The organism is Glycomyces tritici (assembly GCF_030403505.1).
In genome coordinates this window covers 1,070,183-1,085,713 of sequence record NZ_JAUEMJ010000002.1, presented here as the reverse complement: position 1 = coordinate 1,085,713, position 15,531 = coordinate 1,070,183, and the positions used below count along the sequence as shown (strand labels likewise).

At 72.9% G+C, this 15,531-nt stretch carries 15 protein-coding genes; 13 read left to right on the top strand and 2 right to left on the bottom strand.

Going from position 1 to position 15,531, the window contains the following annotated elements; all coding sequences use genetic code 11:
• Positions 1–12 precede the first annotated feature (12 nt).
• From QWI33_RS10290 to QWI33_RS10265, 6 genes are all read left to right on the top strand, one after another.
• Positions 13–330 (top strand): hypothetical protein, encoded by a 318-nt coding sequence (locus QWI33_RS10290; protein ID WP_289957163.1) that lies wholly within the window; start codon positions 13–15, stop codon positions 328–330.
• Positions 331–413: 83 nt separating this feature from the next.
• Positions 414–1,679 carry an MFS transporter gene (locus tag QWI33_RS10285; protein WP_289957162.1) on the top strand — a complete coding sequence of 422 codons (1,266 nt, stop codon included), beginning with the start codon at positions 414–416 and terminating at the stop codon, positions 1,677–1,679.
• Positions 1,680–1,693: 14 nt separating this feature from the next.
• The gene (gene asnB / locus QWI33_RS10280) at positions 1,694–3,460 is read left to right on the top strand and encodes an asparagine synthase (glutamine-hydrolyzing) (RefSeq protein ID WP_289957161.1); all 1,767 of its coding nucleotides are present in this window, start codon (positions 1,694–1,696) and stop codon (positions 3,458–3,460) included.
• Positions 3,457–4,476: a PrpF domain-containing protein gene (locus QWI33_RS10275; RefSeq protein ID WP_289957160.1), complete on the top strand. Its 1,020-nt coding sequence runs from the start codon at positions 3,457–3,459 to the stop codon at positions 4,474–4,476. Before asnB ends, QWI33_RS10275 begins: the two co-directional genes overlap by 4 nt.
• Entirely contained in the window at positions 4,473–5,816 is a 1,344-nt protein-coding gene (locus tag QWI33_RS10270) for a dihydroorotase (protein WP_289957159.1), read from the top strand. The genes QWI33_RS10275 and QWI33_RS10270 overlap by 4 nt, the downstream gene beginning before the upstream one ends.
• Positions 5,817–5,837: 21 nt before the next feature.
• Positions 5,838–6,854 carry a nitroreductase family protein gene (locus tag QWI33_RS10265; RefSeq protein ID WP_289957158.1) on the top strand — a complete coding sequence of 339 codons (1,017 nt, stop codon included), beginning with the start codon at positions 5,838–5,840 and terminating at the stop codon, positions 6,852–6,854.
• A 9-nt stretch (positions 6,855–6,863) separates the two neighbouring features.
• Here QWI33_RS10265 and QWI33_RS10260 read toward each other — a convergent pair whose 3' ends face one another.
• A complete protein-coding gene (locus QWI33_RS10260) occupies positions 6,864–7,247 on the bottom strand; it encodes a DUF7144 family membrane protein (protein ID WP_289957157.1) in 384 nt (127 codons plus the stop codon).
• Between the two features lie 179 nt (positions 7,248–7,426).
• On the opposite strand from QWI33_RS10260, the gene QWI33_RS10255 reads away from it, so the two are divergent.
• Positions 7,427–7,831 (top strand): DUF6325 family protein, encoded by a 405-nt coding sequence (locus QWI33_RS10255; RefSeq protein WP_289957156.1) that lies wholly within the window; start codon positions 7,427–7,429, stop codon positions 7,829–7,831.
• Positions 7,832–7,842: 11 nt separating this feature from the next.
• Complete coding sequence (locus tag QWI33_RS10250) at positions 7,843–8,133, top strand: SHOCT domain-containing protein (RefSeq protein ID WP_289957155.1); 291 nt, start codon at positions 7,843–7,845, stop codon at positions 8,131–8,133.
• A 79-nt stretch (positions 8,134–8,212) separates the two neighbouring features.
• Here the strand turns inward: QWI33_RS10250 and QWI33_RS10245 are convergent, their stop codons facing one another.
• Positions 8,213–9,190: a LacI family DNA-binding transcriptional regulator gene (locus QWI33_RS10245; protein WP_353895446.1), complete on the bottom strand. Its 978-nt coding sequence runs from the start codon at positions 9,188–9,190 to the stop codon at positions 8,213–8,215.
• 233 nt (positions 9,191–9,423) lie between these two features.
• Between QWI33_RS10245 and iolC the strand changes: the two genes are divergently transcribed.
• The 5 genes from iolC to QWI33_RS10220 are packed head-to-tail and all read left to right on the top strand — an operon-like array spanning position 9,424 to position 15,526.
• Positions 9,424–10,404, top strand: coding sequence for a 5-dehydro-2-deoxygluconokinase (iolC, locus tag QWI33_RS10240; RefSeq protein ID WP_289957153.1), 981 nt, complete (start codon positions 9,424–9,426; stop codon positions 10,402–10,404).
• Positions 10,394–11,266, top strand: a complete 873-nt coding sequence (locus QWI33_RS10235; RefSeq protein WP_289957152.1) for a Cgl0159 family (beta/alpha)8-fold protein — start codon at positions 10,394–10,396, stop codon at positions 11,264–11,266. The genes iolC and QWI33_RS10235 overlap by 11 nt, the downstream gene beginning before the upstream one ends.
• Entirely contained in the window at positions 11,263–12,144 is an 882-nt protein-coding gene (gene iolB, locus QWI33_RS10230; protein WP_289957151.1) for a 5-deoxy-glucuronate isomerase, read from the top strand. Before QWI33_RS10235 ends, iolB begins: the two co-directional genes overlap by 4 nt.
• The gene (gene iolD, locus QWI33_RS10225; RefSeq protein WP_289957150.1) at positions 12,134–14,017 is read left to right on the top strand and encodes a 3D-(3,5/4)-trihydroxycyclohexane-1,2-dione acylhydrolase (decyclizing); all 1,884 of its coding nucleotides are present in this window, start codon (positions 12,134–12,136) and stop codon (positions 14,015–14,017) included. The genes iolB and iolD overlap by 11 nt, the downstream gene beginning before the upstream one ends.
• 12 nt (positions 14,018–14,029) lie before the next feature.
• Entirely contained in the window at positions 14,030–15,526 is a 1,497-nt protein-coding gene (locus QWI33_RS10220) for a CoA-acylating methylmalonate-semialdehyde dehydrogenase (RefSeq protein WP_289957149.1), read from the top strand.
• The last annotated feature ends 5 nt before the right edge of the window (positions 15,527–15,531 follow it).

The window sequence follows — 15,531 nt, the reverse complement described above, 5'->3', positions numbered from 1 at the left end:
GAAGTGAACGCGATGAGCAACGCCAAGTCGTACGGTCCGGGGACGATCGTCATGAAGGACGCGTCGTCTGCCGGTAAGGACCGGTCGTTCGGTCCGGGGACGATCGTCATGAAGGACGCGTCGTCCGCCGGTAAGGACCGGACGTTCGGGCCCGGCACGATCGTCATGAAGGACGCGTCGTCTGCCGGTAAGGACCGGTCGTTCGGTCCGGGGACGATCGTCATGAAGGACGCGTCGTCCGCCGGTAAGGACCGGACCTTTGGTCCCGGCACGATCGTCATGAAGGACGCTTCGTCCGCCGGTAAGGAAGCCGAGCTGGTCGCCGCCTAGCGGCCCCGGACGGCTCCCTACCGCCAAGTCCGCCTCGCCGGCCCGCACGGGCCGGCGAGGCGCAAACCCATGAGAGAGCGCCGGTGCCTGCGGTTACTCCCGATCCGAGCCTGTTCCGAAACCTCGACGCCAGGAGGCTGTGGTACGCGAGCGCGTGCTTCTCCGCGGCGTTCTGGATGCTGCACATCACCGTCGCGCTGCACGTGCTGTCCGTCGCCGACACGGCGGCGCTGGCGGCGGTGCAGTTGACCGGTGCGCTCCCGGCGCTGCTGCTGATGCCCATCGCCGGTCTGGCCGCCGACAAGCTCTCCGTCAGGAAGCTGGCGCTGACCGGCGCGGCGGTGCAGATCGCCGCCGTGGTCGGCGCCGCCGCCAGCGCCCAGCGCGGCGGCCTCGTCGCGCTCGCGCTCTGCTTCGCCTTGCAGGGCACGGCGACGGCCCTGTGGCCGCCCGCGCGTCAGCAGTGGCTCTACGGTGTCGTCGGCGAGGATCTGCGGCAGAAGGCGAACGCGGCGATCGGCTCGCTCAACGGCATCATGACCATCGTCGGCGCGGTCGGCGCCGGAGTCGTCTCGATCTGGTCGCCCGCCGTCGCGATGCTGGCGGTCGCGGGCCTGCTCGCCCTCGGCCTGGTCCAGCTGCTCCGCGTGCGGGCCCCCGAGCCGGTCGCGGCGGGGCGGCCGAAGCCGGAGCGGCTCGGCGCGCACCTGCGGGGCTTCGCCGCGGACCTGCGGGCGGGGTTCGGGGCGACGCGGCGGTACCCGCTGGCGCAGTCGGTGATCTGGATCGGGATCGCGTGGGGCTTCATCGGCGGTGGCTACACGGTGATGATCAACGGCCACATCGTGGAAGACCTCGGCGGGAACTCGGTTGCCGTCGCGGTCGTCTTCTGCTGCGACGGCCTCGCCGTGCTGGGCGCGACCGTGCTCGCGGGGCGGCTGCGCCGCTCGGCGCACCTTTCGGCCTGGGGCCTGTGCTATGTGGTGCAGGGCCTGGGGTGGGCCGCGTTCTTCCTCGCCCCCAACCTGATCGGGGCCGTCGCCTGCCTCATGGTGATGCGGGTGGCCAGCGGCTACATCATCGCCCTGGACACCACGATCCTGCTGGAGACCGTGCCGAAGGAGTTCCGGGGCCGCGTCACCTCCGTCCACATCACCACCTACAACGCGATGGCGAGGATCTCGCTGGCGGCCCTGGGCGCGGCCCTGGCCGCGGTGAGCCTCGTCGGGCTCGGCGTCGCCGCGGGCCTGATCTCGGCTGCGATCGGCGTGGCCTGGTGGCTCACGGCCGGGCGCAGCGCTGGCACCGCCTACATGGACGCACAGCGAGCGGAGCCGGTCACCCGCTAGTGAGGAGGTCGGCCGTGTGCCGAGTCTTTGGATACTTCGAAGCCGACATCGACCCTGCGACCCTGCCGGAACTGGCCGGCGCGCTGCGGCACGGCGGCCCCGACGGCGCCGGGTGGCGCCATGGCCCGGACTGGGGCCTGGGCGCGACCCGCCTCGCGGTCATGGACCCCGCCGGAGGCGCGCAGCCGTACGAACTGGACGGCATCACCGCCGTCTTCAACGGCGAGATCTACAACCACGACCTGCTGCGCGAGGAGCTGCGCGGCTTCGGGTACCGGTTTGCCGACCGCTGCGACGGCTCGATCATCCCCGCCCTGTACCACCGGTACGGGCCGGGCTTCGCCGAACGCCTCGACGGCATGTTCGCGATCGCCGTCGTCGACGCGCGCGAGCGCCCGACGCTGGTCCTGTGCACCGATGACGCCGGCATGAAACCCCTCTACACCTGGGGTCCCGCCTCGGGCGGCGTCTGCTTCGCCTCCGAGCTCCCGGCGATGCGGGCCTTCCCCGGGTTCGCGGCGGTCCCGACCCCCGGGGGGCTGGACGCGTACCTGACCACCAAGGCCCCCTTCGGTGAAGACACGGTCCTCGCCGGCGTCAAGGCGATCGCCCCCGGGTCCACAGTGGTGTACGGCGGCGGTGCGCCGCGCCGGATCGACCGGTCCGGGCCCGCACCGCTGGCCGGTGCCGAGGACCCGGCCGCGTACGCCGCCCTGCTCCGCGACGCGCTCGAACGGGAAGTGGGCAGGCTGGCCAGGGCCGACGTCCCGGTCTCCGTGATCTGCTCCGGCGGACTCGATTCGAGCCTGGTCACCGCGCTGATGGCCGCGGGCCGCGACGGGGTCGACGCCTTCCACATCCGCTACGACGGCGACTGGCCCTTCGACGAGCACCGGTACGCGGCCGAGGTCGCCGCCCGCAGCGGCGCCCGCCTGCACGACGTGCTCCTCGACCCGGCCGACATCGGCGCCCGCCTGCCGCAGGTCGTCGCCCGACTGGGGCAGCCGAACGCCGACCCGATCACCGTCAGCTCCCTGGTCCTGTTCGAGGCGATCCGCGACGCCGGGTACAAGGTCACCGTCAGCGGCGACGGCGCCGACGAGGCGTTCGGCGGTTACGACCGCATCCGGGCCGCCCTCGCCGCCCCGGACTGGATACCCGGGTACGTCGACGCGCTCGCCGCGGTGCCCCCGGCACTGCGCCACACGCTCTACAGCGGCGACTACCGGGCGTTCCTCTCCCGCAACGGCACCGAACGCGACCGCCTCATCGACCGGCTCGCCGCGGCCGGAGGCTCCCGGTGGGAGCGGGTGCGCGGCCTCGAAGTGGGCACCCGGCTGGACGCCTACCACCTGCGCCGCGTCGACCACCTCAGCATGGCCGCGGCCGTCGAAGTCCGCGTCCCCTTCTGCCAGAAGTCGATCCGCGCGCTCGCCGCGAACCTCCCCGGCCCCCTCCAGCCGACCGGCGCCGCCGCGAAACCCGCCCTCTACGCCGCCGCGGCACCGTTCCTGCCGCACAGCGTCCTGGGCCGCCCCAAGCAGCCGTTCACGCTCCCGATCGCGGCGATGACCGGACGCGGCACCGCCCTCGGGAAGCACCTGCGCGAAGTCCTGCTCTCGGGGGACGCGACCGCCGGAGGCCTCCTCGACGCCACCGCCGTCCGCCGCCTCGTCGACTCGGTCGAGGACCGGGCCGCGCCCGACACCGCACTCGCCCTGTGGGCGCTGGCCGTGTACCGGCTCTGGCTCGACTCGCTCGCCGAAGGGGGCCCGCGATGATCCGCGCCGCCATCGTCCAGGCCGAGGGAAGCCCCTGCCCGACCGCGGTCCTGCCCCTGGCCGCCGCCCCGCCAGAGGCCGGCGGGCTCCTTTCGTGGCTCGCGGAGGTCCGCCGGTGGATGCGCGGTGCGGGACTCGGCCCCGTGCTCAAACTCGCGCTCGCCGAACCCAAGGGACGCAACGAACTCGACTACCGCTTCGTCCAGGTGGTGCCCGGCGCGCGCGACGCCTTCGAACTCCGGGGCACCTGCGGCCACTCGATCCTCGCGGCGGTCCTGGGAGCCGAGGCGCTCGGCTGGACCGACGCCGGTGCGGCGGTCCGGGTCGCGGTGCGCGGCAACGGCGACATCGTGCACTGCGAGCCCTCCGGCCGCGGCGCCGGCGCGGCGACCTACGCCGTCCGCTTCACCGCCGCCGCCCCGAAGCCGCTCCGGGCGCTCACGCTCTTCGATGAGCCGTCCACCATGCTCGACGTCCCCGGCGGCCGGGCCGAGGTCTCGGGGGTGGACGCGGGCAACCCCTACGTCTTCGTCGACGCCGCCCGCCTCGGCGCCGACTCCGCGGCGGCGCTCTTCACCGCGGGCGACGACCTGTACCGCCGCATGGCCGCGATCAGGGACGCCGCCGAGCGGCGCCTCGGATGGCGCCCGGGGACGTTCCCCAAGATCGCCGCCGTCGCCCCGGGACCGGACGGCGCGGTGGCCGCCCGCGCGATCTCGGTCCCCTCCTGGCACCCGACCCTCGCCCTCACCGGCGCCATCAGCCTCGCCGCCGCGTGCGCGATCCCCGGCACGGTCCCCTCCCGCCGACTGCGCGGCGGCCCCCGGGACGGCGAGCTGACGATCCTCACCCCCGGCGGCGCGACGAGCGCGACCGCGGTCGTCGCGCACGGCCGCCTGCTCGGTGTGGGCATCGGGAACAAGGCCGTGCGCCTCATCGACCTCGTGGACATTCCCATCCACAGTGGACCCGACCGGCCGCTGGCGGCCCTGACCGTCTCGGAGCGCACCCCTTGAGCGAATACGACCTGGTCCTGCACGGGGGCACCGTCATCGGCGCGGGCGGCGCACGCCGCTGCGACGTGGCGGTCGCCGAAGGCCGCATCGCCGCGCTCCTGGACCCCGGGCGGCGCGCGACCGGCGCCCGCACGGTGGACGTCGCGGGCGGGTTCGTCCTGCCCGGACTGATCGACTCCCACGTCCACTTCCGCCAGCCGGGCCTGGACTGGAAGGAGGACTGGAGCCACGGCTCCCGCGCCGCCGTCGCCGGCGGCGTGACGACGGTCCTCGACATGCCCAACACCCGCCCGCCGCTGCGCACGCCCGCCGACGCCGACGCCAAGCAGCGCCTGATCGACGGCCGCAGCCTCGTCGACTACGCCTTCCACACCGGGGTCGGCCCGGGGGAGTCGCACCGGCTCAGGGCCCTCCCCGCGGGGGCCTCGGTGAAGGTCTTCCTCAGCGGCCACCACACCGCGCCCGACGTGGTCCGGCGGGACGAGGATCTCGCCGACCTGTTCGCGGTCGCGAAGGAACGCGACCTGACGCTCATGTTCCACGCCGAGGACGAGGACGTGTTCGACCTCCTGGACACCTGGCGGCCGGACCCGGTGAGCGCCGCCGACTACGAACCGCACCGCCCCCGCACGGGCGCGATCGTCGCGGTCTGGCGGCTGATCCGCCTGTGCGAGCGGTTCGGCACCCGCACCCACATCCTGCACGCCTCCACCAAGGAGGAGGCGGATCTGCTCGCGGCGGCCGGGCAGCGGATGCCGATCAGCTTCGAGGTCACCGGCCATCACCTGACCTTCACCGACGCCGACACCGCCAAGGCCGGCACCCGGCTGCGGCTGCGCCCGGCCATCAGGGACGCGGCCGACCGCGAGCGGCTGCGCGCCGCGGTCCTGACCGGCCAGGCCGCCACCGTCGGCAGCGACCACGCCCCGCACACGGCCGAGGAGAAGGACCGCCCGATCCCGGACGCCCCGCCGGGACTGCCCGGCACCCAGGAGCTGCTGGCCGCCACGGTCGCCGCCGTCCAGGCCGCCGCCCCCGACCTGGGCGACGCCGCCGTGCTGGCGTGCGCGGTCCGGGTCCTCGCCGAGACGCCGGCGCGGCTGTTCCGCCTCAGCACCAAGGGCGCGGTCGAGCCCGGCCGCGACGCCGACCTGGTCGTCTTCGACCCCGAGCGCGAATGGACCGTCGACGCCGACTCGGTCGGCGCCAAGTGCGGCTGGTCGGCCTACGAGGGCCGGCGCTTCCGCGGCGCCGTGGAGCACACCTTCAGAGCCGGGAACCTCGTCTACAGCCGCGAAGGCGCACGGTTCGGAACCCCGGACGGGCGCCGCCTGCGATGAGCAATGCAAGGGAGACAACGAATGCCGATGCGTGAGCCGACCCTGGGCGGCGTGCCCGCCGTCCCCGCCCGTGCCGGAGCCCTCGCCCGCGGACGGGACGTCGTCACCGACTACCTGTACGACGCGGCGCGGTTCCTGCGCCATTCGGGCGCGCTGCGGGCCCGCAGCGCCCGCACCCTCGAATCGCTCGTGGTCATCGACACCCACCGGATCGAGAAAGGGCTGGCCAGCGCCCGGCCCCGGCCGTGGTTCGGCGAGGCCGTGCTGCCCCGCCTGCTCGCGAACACCCGCCTGCTCCTTGATGAACGCCCCGACTCGTTCGCCGCGTCGGCGGCCTGCGAAGCGCTGCGGACCTACTTCGCCTGGCACGACGCGCAGACCGCGGGCGCCCCCGCCTGGGCGGTGGACCTCGAGCGCGAGTCCGCGGCGCTCCAGACCCGGCTCCGTGCCGCCCTCGGCGACGGCGCCACGGTCACCTACACCCGCGACGAGCTGCTGAAGGCGGCGCCCGCCGACCCGCTCGCGTTCTTCGCCTCCCGGCACAGCATCCGCTGGTTCGACGAGCGACCGGTCGCCGCCGAGGACATCGCCGCCGCGGTGGAGGCCGCGCAGCACTCGCCTTCGGGCTGGAACCGGCAGGCGTGGAGGGTGCACGTCTTCCCCCGCGGCGCCGCGGCCGACAAGGTGCTGGCCTGCCAGGGCGGCAACACCGGTTTCGGCCACACGGCCTCGCACGTGCTGGTCGTCGCCACCGATCTGCGCGCGTTCGTGTTCGAGCACGAACGCAACCAGGTCTGGGTGGACGGCGGCATGTTCGCGATGTCGCTCGTGCACGCCTTCCACGCCCTGGGTCTGGGGAGCTGCTGCCTCAACTGGTCCGTGGGACGGCGCCCCGACCGGCGGCTGCGAACGGTGATCGACCTGCCGAGCCACGAGAGCGTGGTCATGCTGCTCGTCGTGGGGCACCTGCCGGAGACGGTCGCCACCACGTGTTCGCGCCGCGAGCCGACGCTCCCGATCGTGCACCACACCGGGTGACGCGGGAGGTCAGGGCCGGTCGCCCCCGGCGGTCGCGAGGGCCCAGATGACGACGGCGTCGAGGCCGATGACCGCGATCGACCAGCCGGGCTCTATCGGCAGCCACAGGAAGTTGGCGATGAGCGACGCCGACGCCAGGATGAGGGCGAGCAGGCGGGCGGCGGGGCGGCCGCTGAAGAGGGCGATGCCGACGGCGATCGCGAAGACGCCGACGATGAGGTGCACCCAGCCCCACGCGGCGATGTTGAACTCGAACGCGTAGCCGGCCGGTGCGGTGAAGTACCCGCCGTGCGCGATCGCCGCGATCCCGGTGAACGCCTGCCAGCCGCCGCCCACGACCAGCATGAGCGCCGGAAAGATGAGGCGTCTCGCGTTGACTGCTGTGGCTGTCATGGCTCCCCCGATCGCGTGTCCCGTACCGATCATGGACCCGCGCGGCACCGGGCGCGCCCGACTCGCCGAATGTCCCGCTCGGACGGCTGCCCCGTTCGCTTGAATCGGGCACCGCGGTGCGGTGCGGGCGGTAGCGTCCCGTTGGGGGAGCGGCGCAGGCTCCGCAATGGGAGGCAGGCATGGCAGGCAAGGCACCCGTCGACCTGGTGCTGGTCGAGTTCTCGGGCAACCGGTTCGACGGCCGGGTCCTCACCGAGCTCGAACGGCTCTCGGCCGACGGCACCATCGAGGTCTTGGACGCGCTGCTGGTCAGCCGCCGCGCGGACAGCTCCATCGAGTGGCTCGAGGCCGCCACGGTCGACAAGCGGCTCGCCGCGCTCGTGGGCGAACCCGCCGGGTTGCTGAGCGCCGAGGACGCCGAGGCCGTCGCCGAAGAGCTGCAGCCGGACACCGCGATCGGCATGCTCGTGTTCCAGCACTCCTGGGCCGCGACCCTCGCCGAGGCCATGCGCGGCGTGGGCGGTCGCCTGCTCGACTGGGAACGCATTCCCGCCGCCGCCGTCGCCGAACTCGCCGAGAACTAGGGGGCACCGCCATGATCCGACGTGCTGGACGGCCGGGCCTGCTCGGCACCATGGCCCGCACCGCCGTCATCGCCGGCACCGCTGGCGCGGTCAACCGCTCCATGAACCGCGCCGCCCAGGGCCGCGAGCAGACCCAGGCCGACGCGGAGGCCTACCGACAGCAGCAGGCCGCTCCCGCGGCGCCTGCCGCTGCCGGCGGCGACGACGTGATCGCCAAGCTGAGCCAGCTCGGGCAGCTGCACGCCTCAGGCGTGCTCACCGACGACGAGTTCGCCGCCGCCAAAGCGAAGCTGCTCGCCTGAGCCCTCGACGAGACGCGCGGTCGGCATGTCCGAGGCGCGCCGCTCGGCAGCGTCATCGCCTGGCCGATCAGTCCTGGGCTCAGCGGGGCGGGGCCGTCGTCGCGCGGACGACGAGCTGGGCGTCGCACACGGTCTCCCGGCCCGGCAGGGACCCGTTCTCCAAGCGCTCCACCGCATTGCGCACGGCGTGCTCGGCGATGCCGGTGGCGTCCTGACGGACCGTGGTGAGGTTGATGTGGGACAGGTGCGAGAGGTTGCCGTCGTCGTAGCCGACGATCGAGACGTCGCCAGGGACGTCCACGCCGCCGCTGCGCAGGGCGTGCATGAGGCCGATCGCGCAGCGGTCGTTCGCAGCCAGGACCGCCGTGGGGAGGGTGTCCTCGCCGAGGAGGAGCGTGCCGGCCGCGATGCCGGCGTCCTCGTCCTGCGCGCCGGGGATCACGCGGATCTCGTCGGCGAGGCGGTGGCGGCGCATGGCGGCGCGGTAGGCGGTGCGGCGGTCGGCCGAGCCGGGGCCTTTGCCGCCGTCGATGTGCACGATGCGGCGGTGGCCGAGGTCGACGAGGTGGTCGACGGCCTGGCGGACGCCTTTGGCTTCGGCGGTGTGGACGCTGTCGACGCCGGGCGTGGTGGCCTGGCGGCCGACGACGACGGTGGGGACGCTGCCGCCGAGCCGTTCGGTGGCGTGCGATTCGGGGTCGGAGACGAGGAGTACGAGGGCTTCGCAGCGGTGGCCGAGGAGCGCTCCCGTGGCCATGTGCTCGTCGCGGCCGGGCGCGACGGCCGAGAGGAGCACGTCGTAGCCGAGCTTCCCGGCGGCCGGGTAGATGGCCTTGACGACCTCGGCGTGGAAGGGCTGCTCGAGGTTCATGAGGACTCCGAGGGTGCGGCTGCGGCCGCGGGCGAGCATCTGGGCGGCGCTGTCGGGCCGGTAGCCGAGCTCGTCGGCGGCCTTGAGGACCCGCTCTCGGGTCGCGGCGCCCGCGCCGGGGCGGTCGCGCAGGACGAGGGAGACGAGCGTGCGGGAGACGCCGGCCCGCTTGGCGACGTCGGCCATGGTGGCGCGCTGCGGGGCGCCCTTGCGGGCCGCCTCCTGCTGGGGGTCGAGCGTTTCGTCCAACGCCTCATCCTCTCCTGGCCTCGGGGGCGCACGGCCGGTGACCCGAGTTTATTTCCGTCCTGCCGGGCGGCTTGACGCGCGGGCCCGGAAGTGAGTATATTCCAAATCACTGTCGCGCGACAGTAACGCGCGACAGTGGAGCGCTCCAGATTCCAGAGGGAGGTGAGCCCGTGGCCGCGACGCATGACGTCGTCACGATGGGCCGGGTAGGGGTCGACATCTACCCGCAGCAGATCGGCGTCGGCCTCGAGGACGTCGAGTCCTTCGGCAAGTTCCTGGGCGGCAGCCCCACGAACGTCGCCGTGGCGGCCGCACGGTACGGGCGCACCGCCGCCGTGATCACCAAGACCGGCGCCGACCCCTTCGGGACGTTCGTGCGCAAGGCGCTCCGAGGGTACGGAGTGGACGACTCCCTCGTCGGGACCTCCGCGGGCCTGCCCACGCCCGTCACGTTCTGCGAGATCTTCCCCCCTGACGACTTCCCGCTCTACTTCTACCGCTTCCCGACCGCCCCTGACCTCGACATCCGCCCCGAGGAACTCGACCTCGAGGCCATCCGGAACGCCTCGGTCTTCTGGGTCACGGTCACCGGCCTCTGCCAGGAGCCCTCGCGCTCGGCGACACTCGCCGCCCTCGAAGCGAGGAGCGATCACCTGCGCCGGGAGGGCAAGCGCGGCATCACCGTGCTCGACCTGGACTACCGGCCGATGTTCTGGGACTCGCCCCAGGCCGCCCGCGACTGGGTGAAACTGGCCTTGCCGCACGTCACCGTCGCGGTCGGCAACCGCGAGGAGTGCGAAGTGGCCGTAGGCGCCCATGACGCTCCCGCCGAAGCCGCCCAGGCGCTCCGCGCGGCCGGCGTCTCGCTCGCCGTCGTCAAGCAGGGTCCGAAAGGCGTCCTCGCCCTCGACGACAGCGGGCAGGTGGAAGTGCCGCCCGCACCCGTGACCGTGGTCAACGGCCTCGGCGCGGGCGACGCCTTCGGCGGCGCACTCGTCCACGGCCTGCTCGCCGGCTGGGGCACCGAGCGCATCATGCGCTTCGCCAACGCGGCGGGCGCGCTCGTCGCGGGCGCACTCGCCTGCTCCGACGCCATGCCGACCGAAGCCGAAGTGGAGCAGAAACTGCAGGAGGCAAGCGATGCGGCCTGACCAGCTCGCCGAACTGGCGCGGACCCGGCTCACCGACCCGGGCGCGATCCGCAAGGCCGCCGACTCCCGTCCCCGCGCCACCGCGCCCGTCGGACCCTCCGGCAAGTGCTTCGTCATCGCCGCCGACCACCCCGCCCGCGGCGCCCTCGCCACCGGCGGCGACCCGCTGGCCATGGCCGACCGCGGCGACCTCCTCGACCGCCTCACCACCGCACTGGAGAACCCCGGCTGCAACGGGGTGCTCGCCACCGCCGACATCCTCGAAGACCTGCTCCTCCTCGGCGCCCTCGACGGCAAGACCGTCTTCGGTTCCATGAACCGCGGCGGCCTCGCCGGGGCCGCGTTCGAGATCGACGACCGGTTCACCGGCATGCACGCGGACGCCATCGCCCGCATGGGCTTCGACGGCGGCAAGATGCTCACCCGCATCGACTACGGCGACGACCGCACCGCGCCCACCCTCGAAGCCACCGCACGCGCGATCGACGCGCTGGCCGCGCAGGAGCTCATCGCGATGGTCGAGCCCTTCATCTCCCGCCGCGAAGGCGGCACGATCGTGAACGACCTGTCGACCGAAGCGGTCGTCACCTCGGTCGCGATCGCCTCCGGCCTCGGCTCCACCTCGGCGCACACCTGGCTGAAGCTGCCCACCGCACCGGACATGGCGCGCGTCGCCGCCGCCTCCACACTGCCGATGGTCGTGCTCGGCGGCGAGGTCGCCGACCTCGCCGCGCAGCGCGAGAGCTGGGGCCGGTCCCTGGCACTGCCCAATGTGGTCGGCCTGACCGTGGGCCGCTCGCTCCTCTACCCGCCCGACGGCGACGTCGCCGGGGCCGTCGAAGCGGTGGTGAGCCTCCTGTGAGCACCTACTACCTGCCCGCCGGGTCCACAGCGGACGGCGACTACGACACGGTCGTCACGCCGGAGACCGCCGGCTGGACGTACTCGGGCCTCAAAGTGCTGGCGCTCAGCCCTGGCGGCACCGCGACCTTCGCCACGGGCGACGCCGAAACGCTCGTCCTGCCGCTCTCAGGGAGCTGCACGGTTTCCTGCGACGGCGAGGTCTTCGAGGTCCGGGGCCGCCGGAACGTCTTCAGCCGCGTCACCGACTTCGTCTATGTCCCCAGGGACGCCGAGGCCACGGTCACCAGCGCGAGCGGCGGCCGGTTCGCCCTGCCCTCCGCGAAGTGCGAGCGCCGCCTGCCCGCCCGCTACGGCCCCGCCGAGGACGTCCCGGTCGAGCTGCGCGGCTCCGGCCAGGCCTCGCGCCAGGTCAACAACTTCTGCACGCCCGAGACCTTCGACGCCGACAAGCTCATCGCCTGCGAGGTCCTCACCCCCGGCGGCAACTGGTCCTCCTACCCGCCCCACAAGCACGACGAGGCGAAGGACGGGGAAGCCGAGCTCGAGGAGATCTACTACTTCGAACTCTCAGGGCGGGATGGCCTTGCCTGGCAGCGCGTCTACGGCACCCCCGAGCGGCCCATCGAGGTGAGCGAGTCGGTCCGCAGCGGCGACGTGGTCGTGATCCCGCACGGCTGGCACGGCCCCAGCGCCGCCGCCCCCGGCTACGACCTCTACTACCTCAACGTGATGGCCGGACCCGGTGGGGACCGCGCCTGGCTCATCGCCGACGACCCCGCCCACGCCTGGGTCCGGTCCACTTGGACCCCTGAGGATCTCGATCCTCGCCTGCCGCTGTCCTCTGCCGTGGAGAAGGAGGGCGACGATGCCCGCTGAGACGATTCGCCTGACCACCGCCCAGGCCCTGGTCCGGTTCCTCGCCGCCCAGTACTCCGAGCGCGACGGCGACGAGCAGCGCCTCATCCCCGGCGTGTGGGGGATCTTCGGCCACGGCAACGTGGCCGGGCTCGGGCAGGCGCTCCTCCAAGCCGCCCGCACCCGCGAGGCCGACCTGCCGTACTACCTGGCCCGCAACGAGCAGGCCATGGTCCACGCCGCCGCGGCCTACGCCAAGATGAAGAACCGGCTCCAGGCCTTCGCGTGCACGGCCTCGACCGGCCCCGGCTCCACGAACATGATCACCGGCGCGGCGCTGGCCACCACCAACCGGCTCCCGGTACTGCTCCTGCCCTCCGACATGTTCGCCTCCCGCGTGCCCGACCCCGTGCTCCAGCAGCTCGAGGACACCCGCGCCGGGGACGTCTCCGTGAACGACGCGTTCCGGCCCGTCTCCAAATACTTCGACCGCATCAGCAGGCCCGCGCAGCTGATCCCGGCCGCGCTGGCGGCGATGCGGGTGCTCACCGACCCGGTCGAGACCGGCGCCGTGACCTTGTGCCTCCCGCAGGACGTGCAGGCCGAGGCGTTCGACTGGCCGGTCGACTTCTTCCGCAGGCGGGTGTGGCGCGTCGGCCGGGTCGCGCCCGAACCGTCTGCTGTGGAGCGGGTCTCGGCACTGCTGCGCAGTGCCGAGAAACCGCTCATCGTCGCGGGCGGCGGCGTCGTCTACAGCGAGGCGGAGGCCGAGCTGCGGGCGTTCGCCGAAGCGACCGGGATTCCCGTCGCGGACACGCACGCCGGCAAGGGCGCGGTCCCCTGGGACCACCCGCAGGCCGTGGGCGGCCTCGGCTCCACCGGCACCTCCGCCGCGAACGCCCTTGCGGCCCAAGCGGACGTGGTGCTCGGCATCGGCACCCGCTACTCGGACTTCACGACCGCCTCCCACACCGTGTTCGGCGACCCCGACGTCACGTTCGCGAACCTGAACGTGGCCCGCCTCGACGCCGCGAAGCACTCGGCGGAGATGCTGCTCGCCGACGCCAAGACCGGCCTGGCCGCGCTCACGAAGGCCCTCGACGGGTGGAGCGTCGCCGACGAGTACCGCGCCGAGACCCGCCGGCTCGCCGAGGAGTGGAACGCCAAGGCCGACGCGTGCTTCAACCTGGGCCACGGCCCGCTGCCCGCCCAGACCGAGATCCTCGGGGCCCTCAACGAGGCCCTGGACGACTCGGACGTGGTGATCAACGCCGCCGGGTCGATGCCCGGCGACCTCCAGATGCTCTGGCGCGCCAGGGACCCGAAGGCCTACAACGTCGAGTACGCGTTCTCGTGCATGGGCTACGAGATCGCCGCCGGAGTCGGCACGAAGATGGCCGCGCCCGATCGCGAAGTGGTCGTCCTCGTCGGCGACGGCTCCTACCTGATGCTCGCCGCCGAGATCGCCACCATGGTCTCCGAAGGCCTCAAGGTCATCATCGTCATCGTCCAGAACCACGGCTTCGCCTCGATCGGAGCGCTCTCCGAATCTCTGGGCTCCCAGCGGTTCGGCACCAAGTACCGCTACCGGGACGAGGACTCGGGCCTGCTCGACGGCGACGTGCTCCCGGTCGACCTGGCCGCGAACGCCGCCAGCTTCGGCGCCGAGGTCATCAAGGCCGACAGCGTGGCCTCCTTCCGCGAGGCCATCGCCCAGGCGAAGGCCGGCGACCGCACCACGGTCGTCCATGTCGAGACCGACCTCCACGGCCCCAACCCGCCCGGTTCGGCCTGGTGGGAAGTCCCCGTCAGCGAAGTCTCCGAACTCGACTCCACCCGCGCGGCCTTCGCCGCCTACTCCGACCACAAGCGCGACCAGCGCCACTACCTCTAAGGAACCAGCGCAATGCAGATCATCGAGCACTGGATCGGCGGCAAGCCGACCGCCGGAGCGTCGGACCGCCTCGCGCCCGTGTGGAACCCCGCCACGGGTGAGGAGCAGGCACGGGTGCGCCTCGCCACGGTGTCCGATGTGGATGCGGCGGTGCAGGCCGCCAAGACCGCGTTCGCGTCCTGGGGCCGCCAGTCGCTGTCCAACCGCTCCCGCGTGATGTTCCGCCTGCGCGACCTCGTCGAGCGCCACGAACTCGAACTCGCGAAGCTCATCGCCGCCGAGCACGGCAAGGTCGTGGACGACGCGCGCGGCGAGATCGTGCGCGGCCGCGAGGTCATCGAGTTCGCGTGCGGCATCACCTCCGCCCTCAAGGGCGGCTTCTCGAACGACATCTCGCGCGGCGTCGACTCCTACGACTTCCGCCAGCCGCTCGGCGTCTGCGCCGGGATCACCCCGTTCAACTTCCCGGTCATGGTCCCGATGTGGATGCACCCCATCGCGATCGCCACCGGCAACACGTTCGTCCTCAAGCCCAGCGAGCGCGACCCCTCCGCGAGCCTGCTCATCGCGCAGCTCTACGCCGACGCCGGGCTCCCCGACGGCGTCTTCAACGTCGTCAACGGCGACAAGACCGCCGTCGACGCGCTCCTGGACCACGAGGACGTCGCCGCCGTCTCGTTCGTCGGCTCCACCCCCATCGCCAAGTACATCCACGAACGCGCCCAGCAGAACGGGAAGCGCGTGCAGGCCCTCGGGGGCGCGAAGAACCACGCCGTCGTCATGCCCGACGCCAACCTGGACTGGGCCGCCTCGCAGCTCACCGCCGCCGCGTTCGGCTCGGCCGGGCAGCGCTGCATGGCCATCTCGGTCGCGGTCGCCGTGGGCGACGCCGCCGACGAACTCGTGAAGCGCCTGAAAGCGCAGGCCGAAGCCATCGTCGTCGGCGCCGGGGACGACCCCGAAGCCGAGATGGGCCCGGTCGTCACCCAGGCCTCGTGCGAGCGCGTGCGCGGCTACATCGAATCCGGTGTCGCCCAAGGCGCCGAGCCCGTGGTGGACGGGCGCGGCCTGCAGGTCGAAGGGCACCTCGGCGGGTTCTTCGTCGGACCCAGCGTCCTCGACCGCGTCACCCCCGACATGGACGTCTACCGCGAAGAGGTCTTCGGACCGCTCCTGGCCGTCGTCCGCGTCGACACCCTCGAAGCCGCCATCGACCTCATCAACGCCAACCCGTACGGCAACGGCACCGCGATCTTCACCTTCGACGGCGGCGCGGTGCGCACCTTCGAGCGGGACGTCAACGTCGGCATGATCGGCGTGAACGTCCCGATCCCGGTCCCGACCGCCCACTACTCGTTCGGCGGCTGGAAGGACTCCCTGTTCGGCTCCAGCCACATCCACGGCCACGAGGGCGTGCGCTTCTACACCCGCGCCAAGGTCGTGACCTCGCGCTGGCCCAAGCACACCGAATCGCAGGCCGCGCAGCTCAACTTCCCCACCTCCAGCTAAGGAGA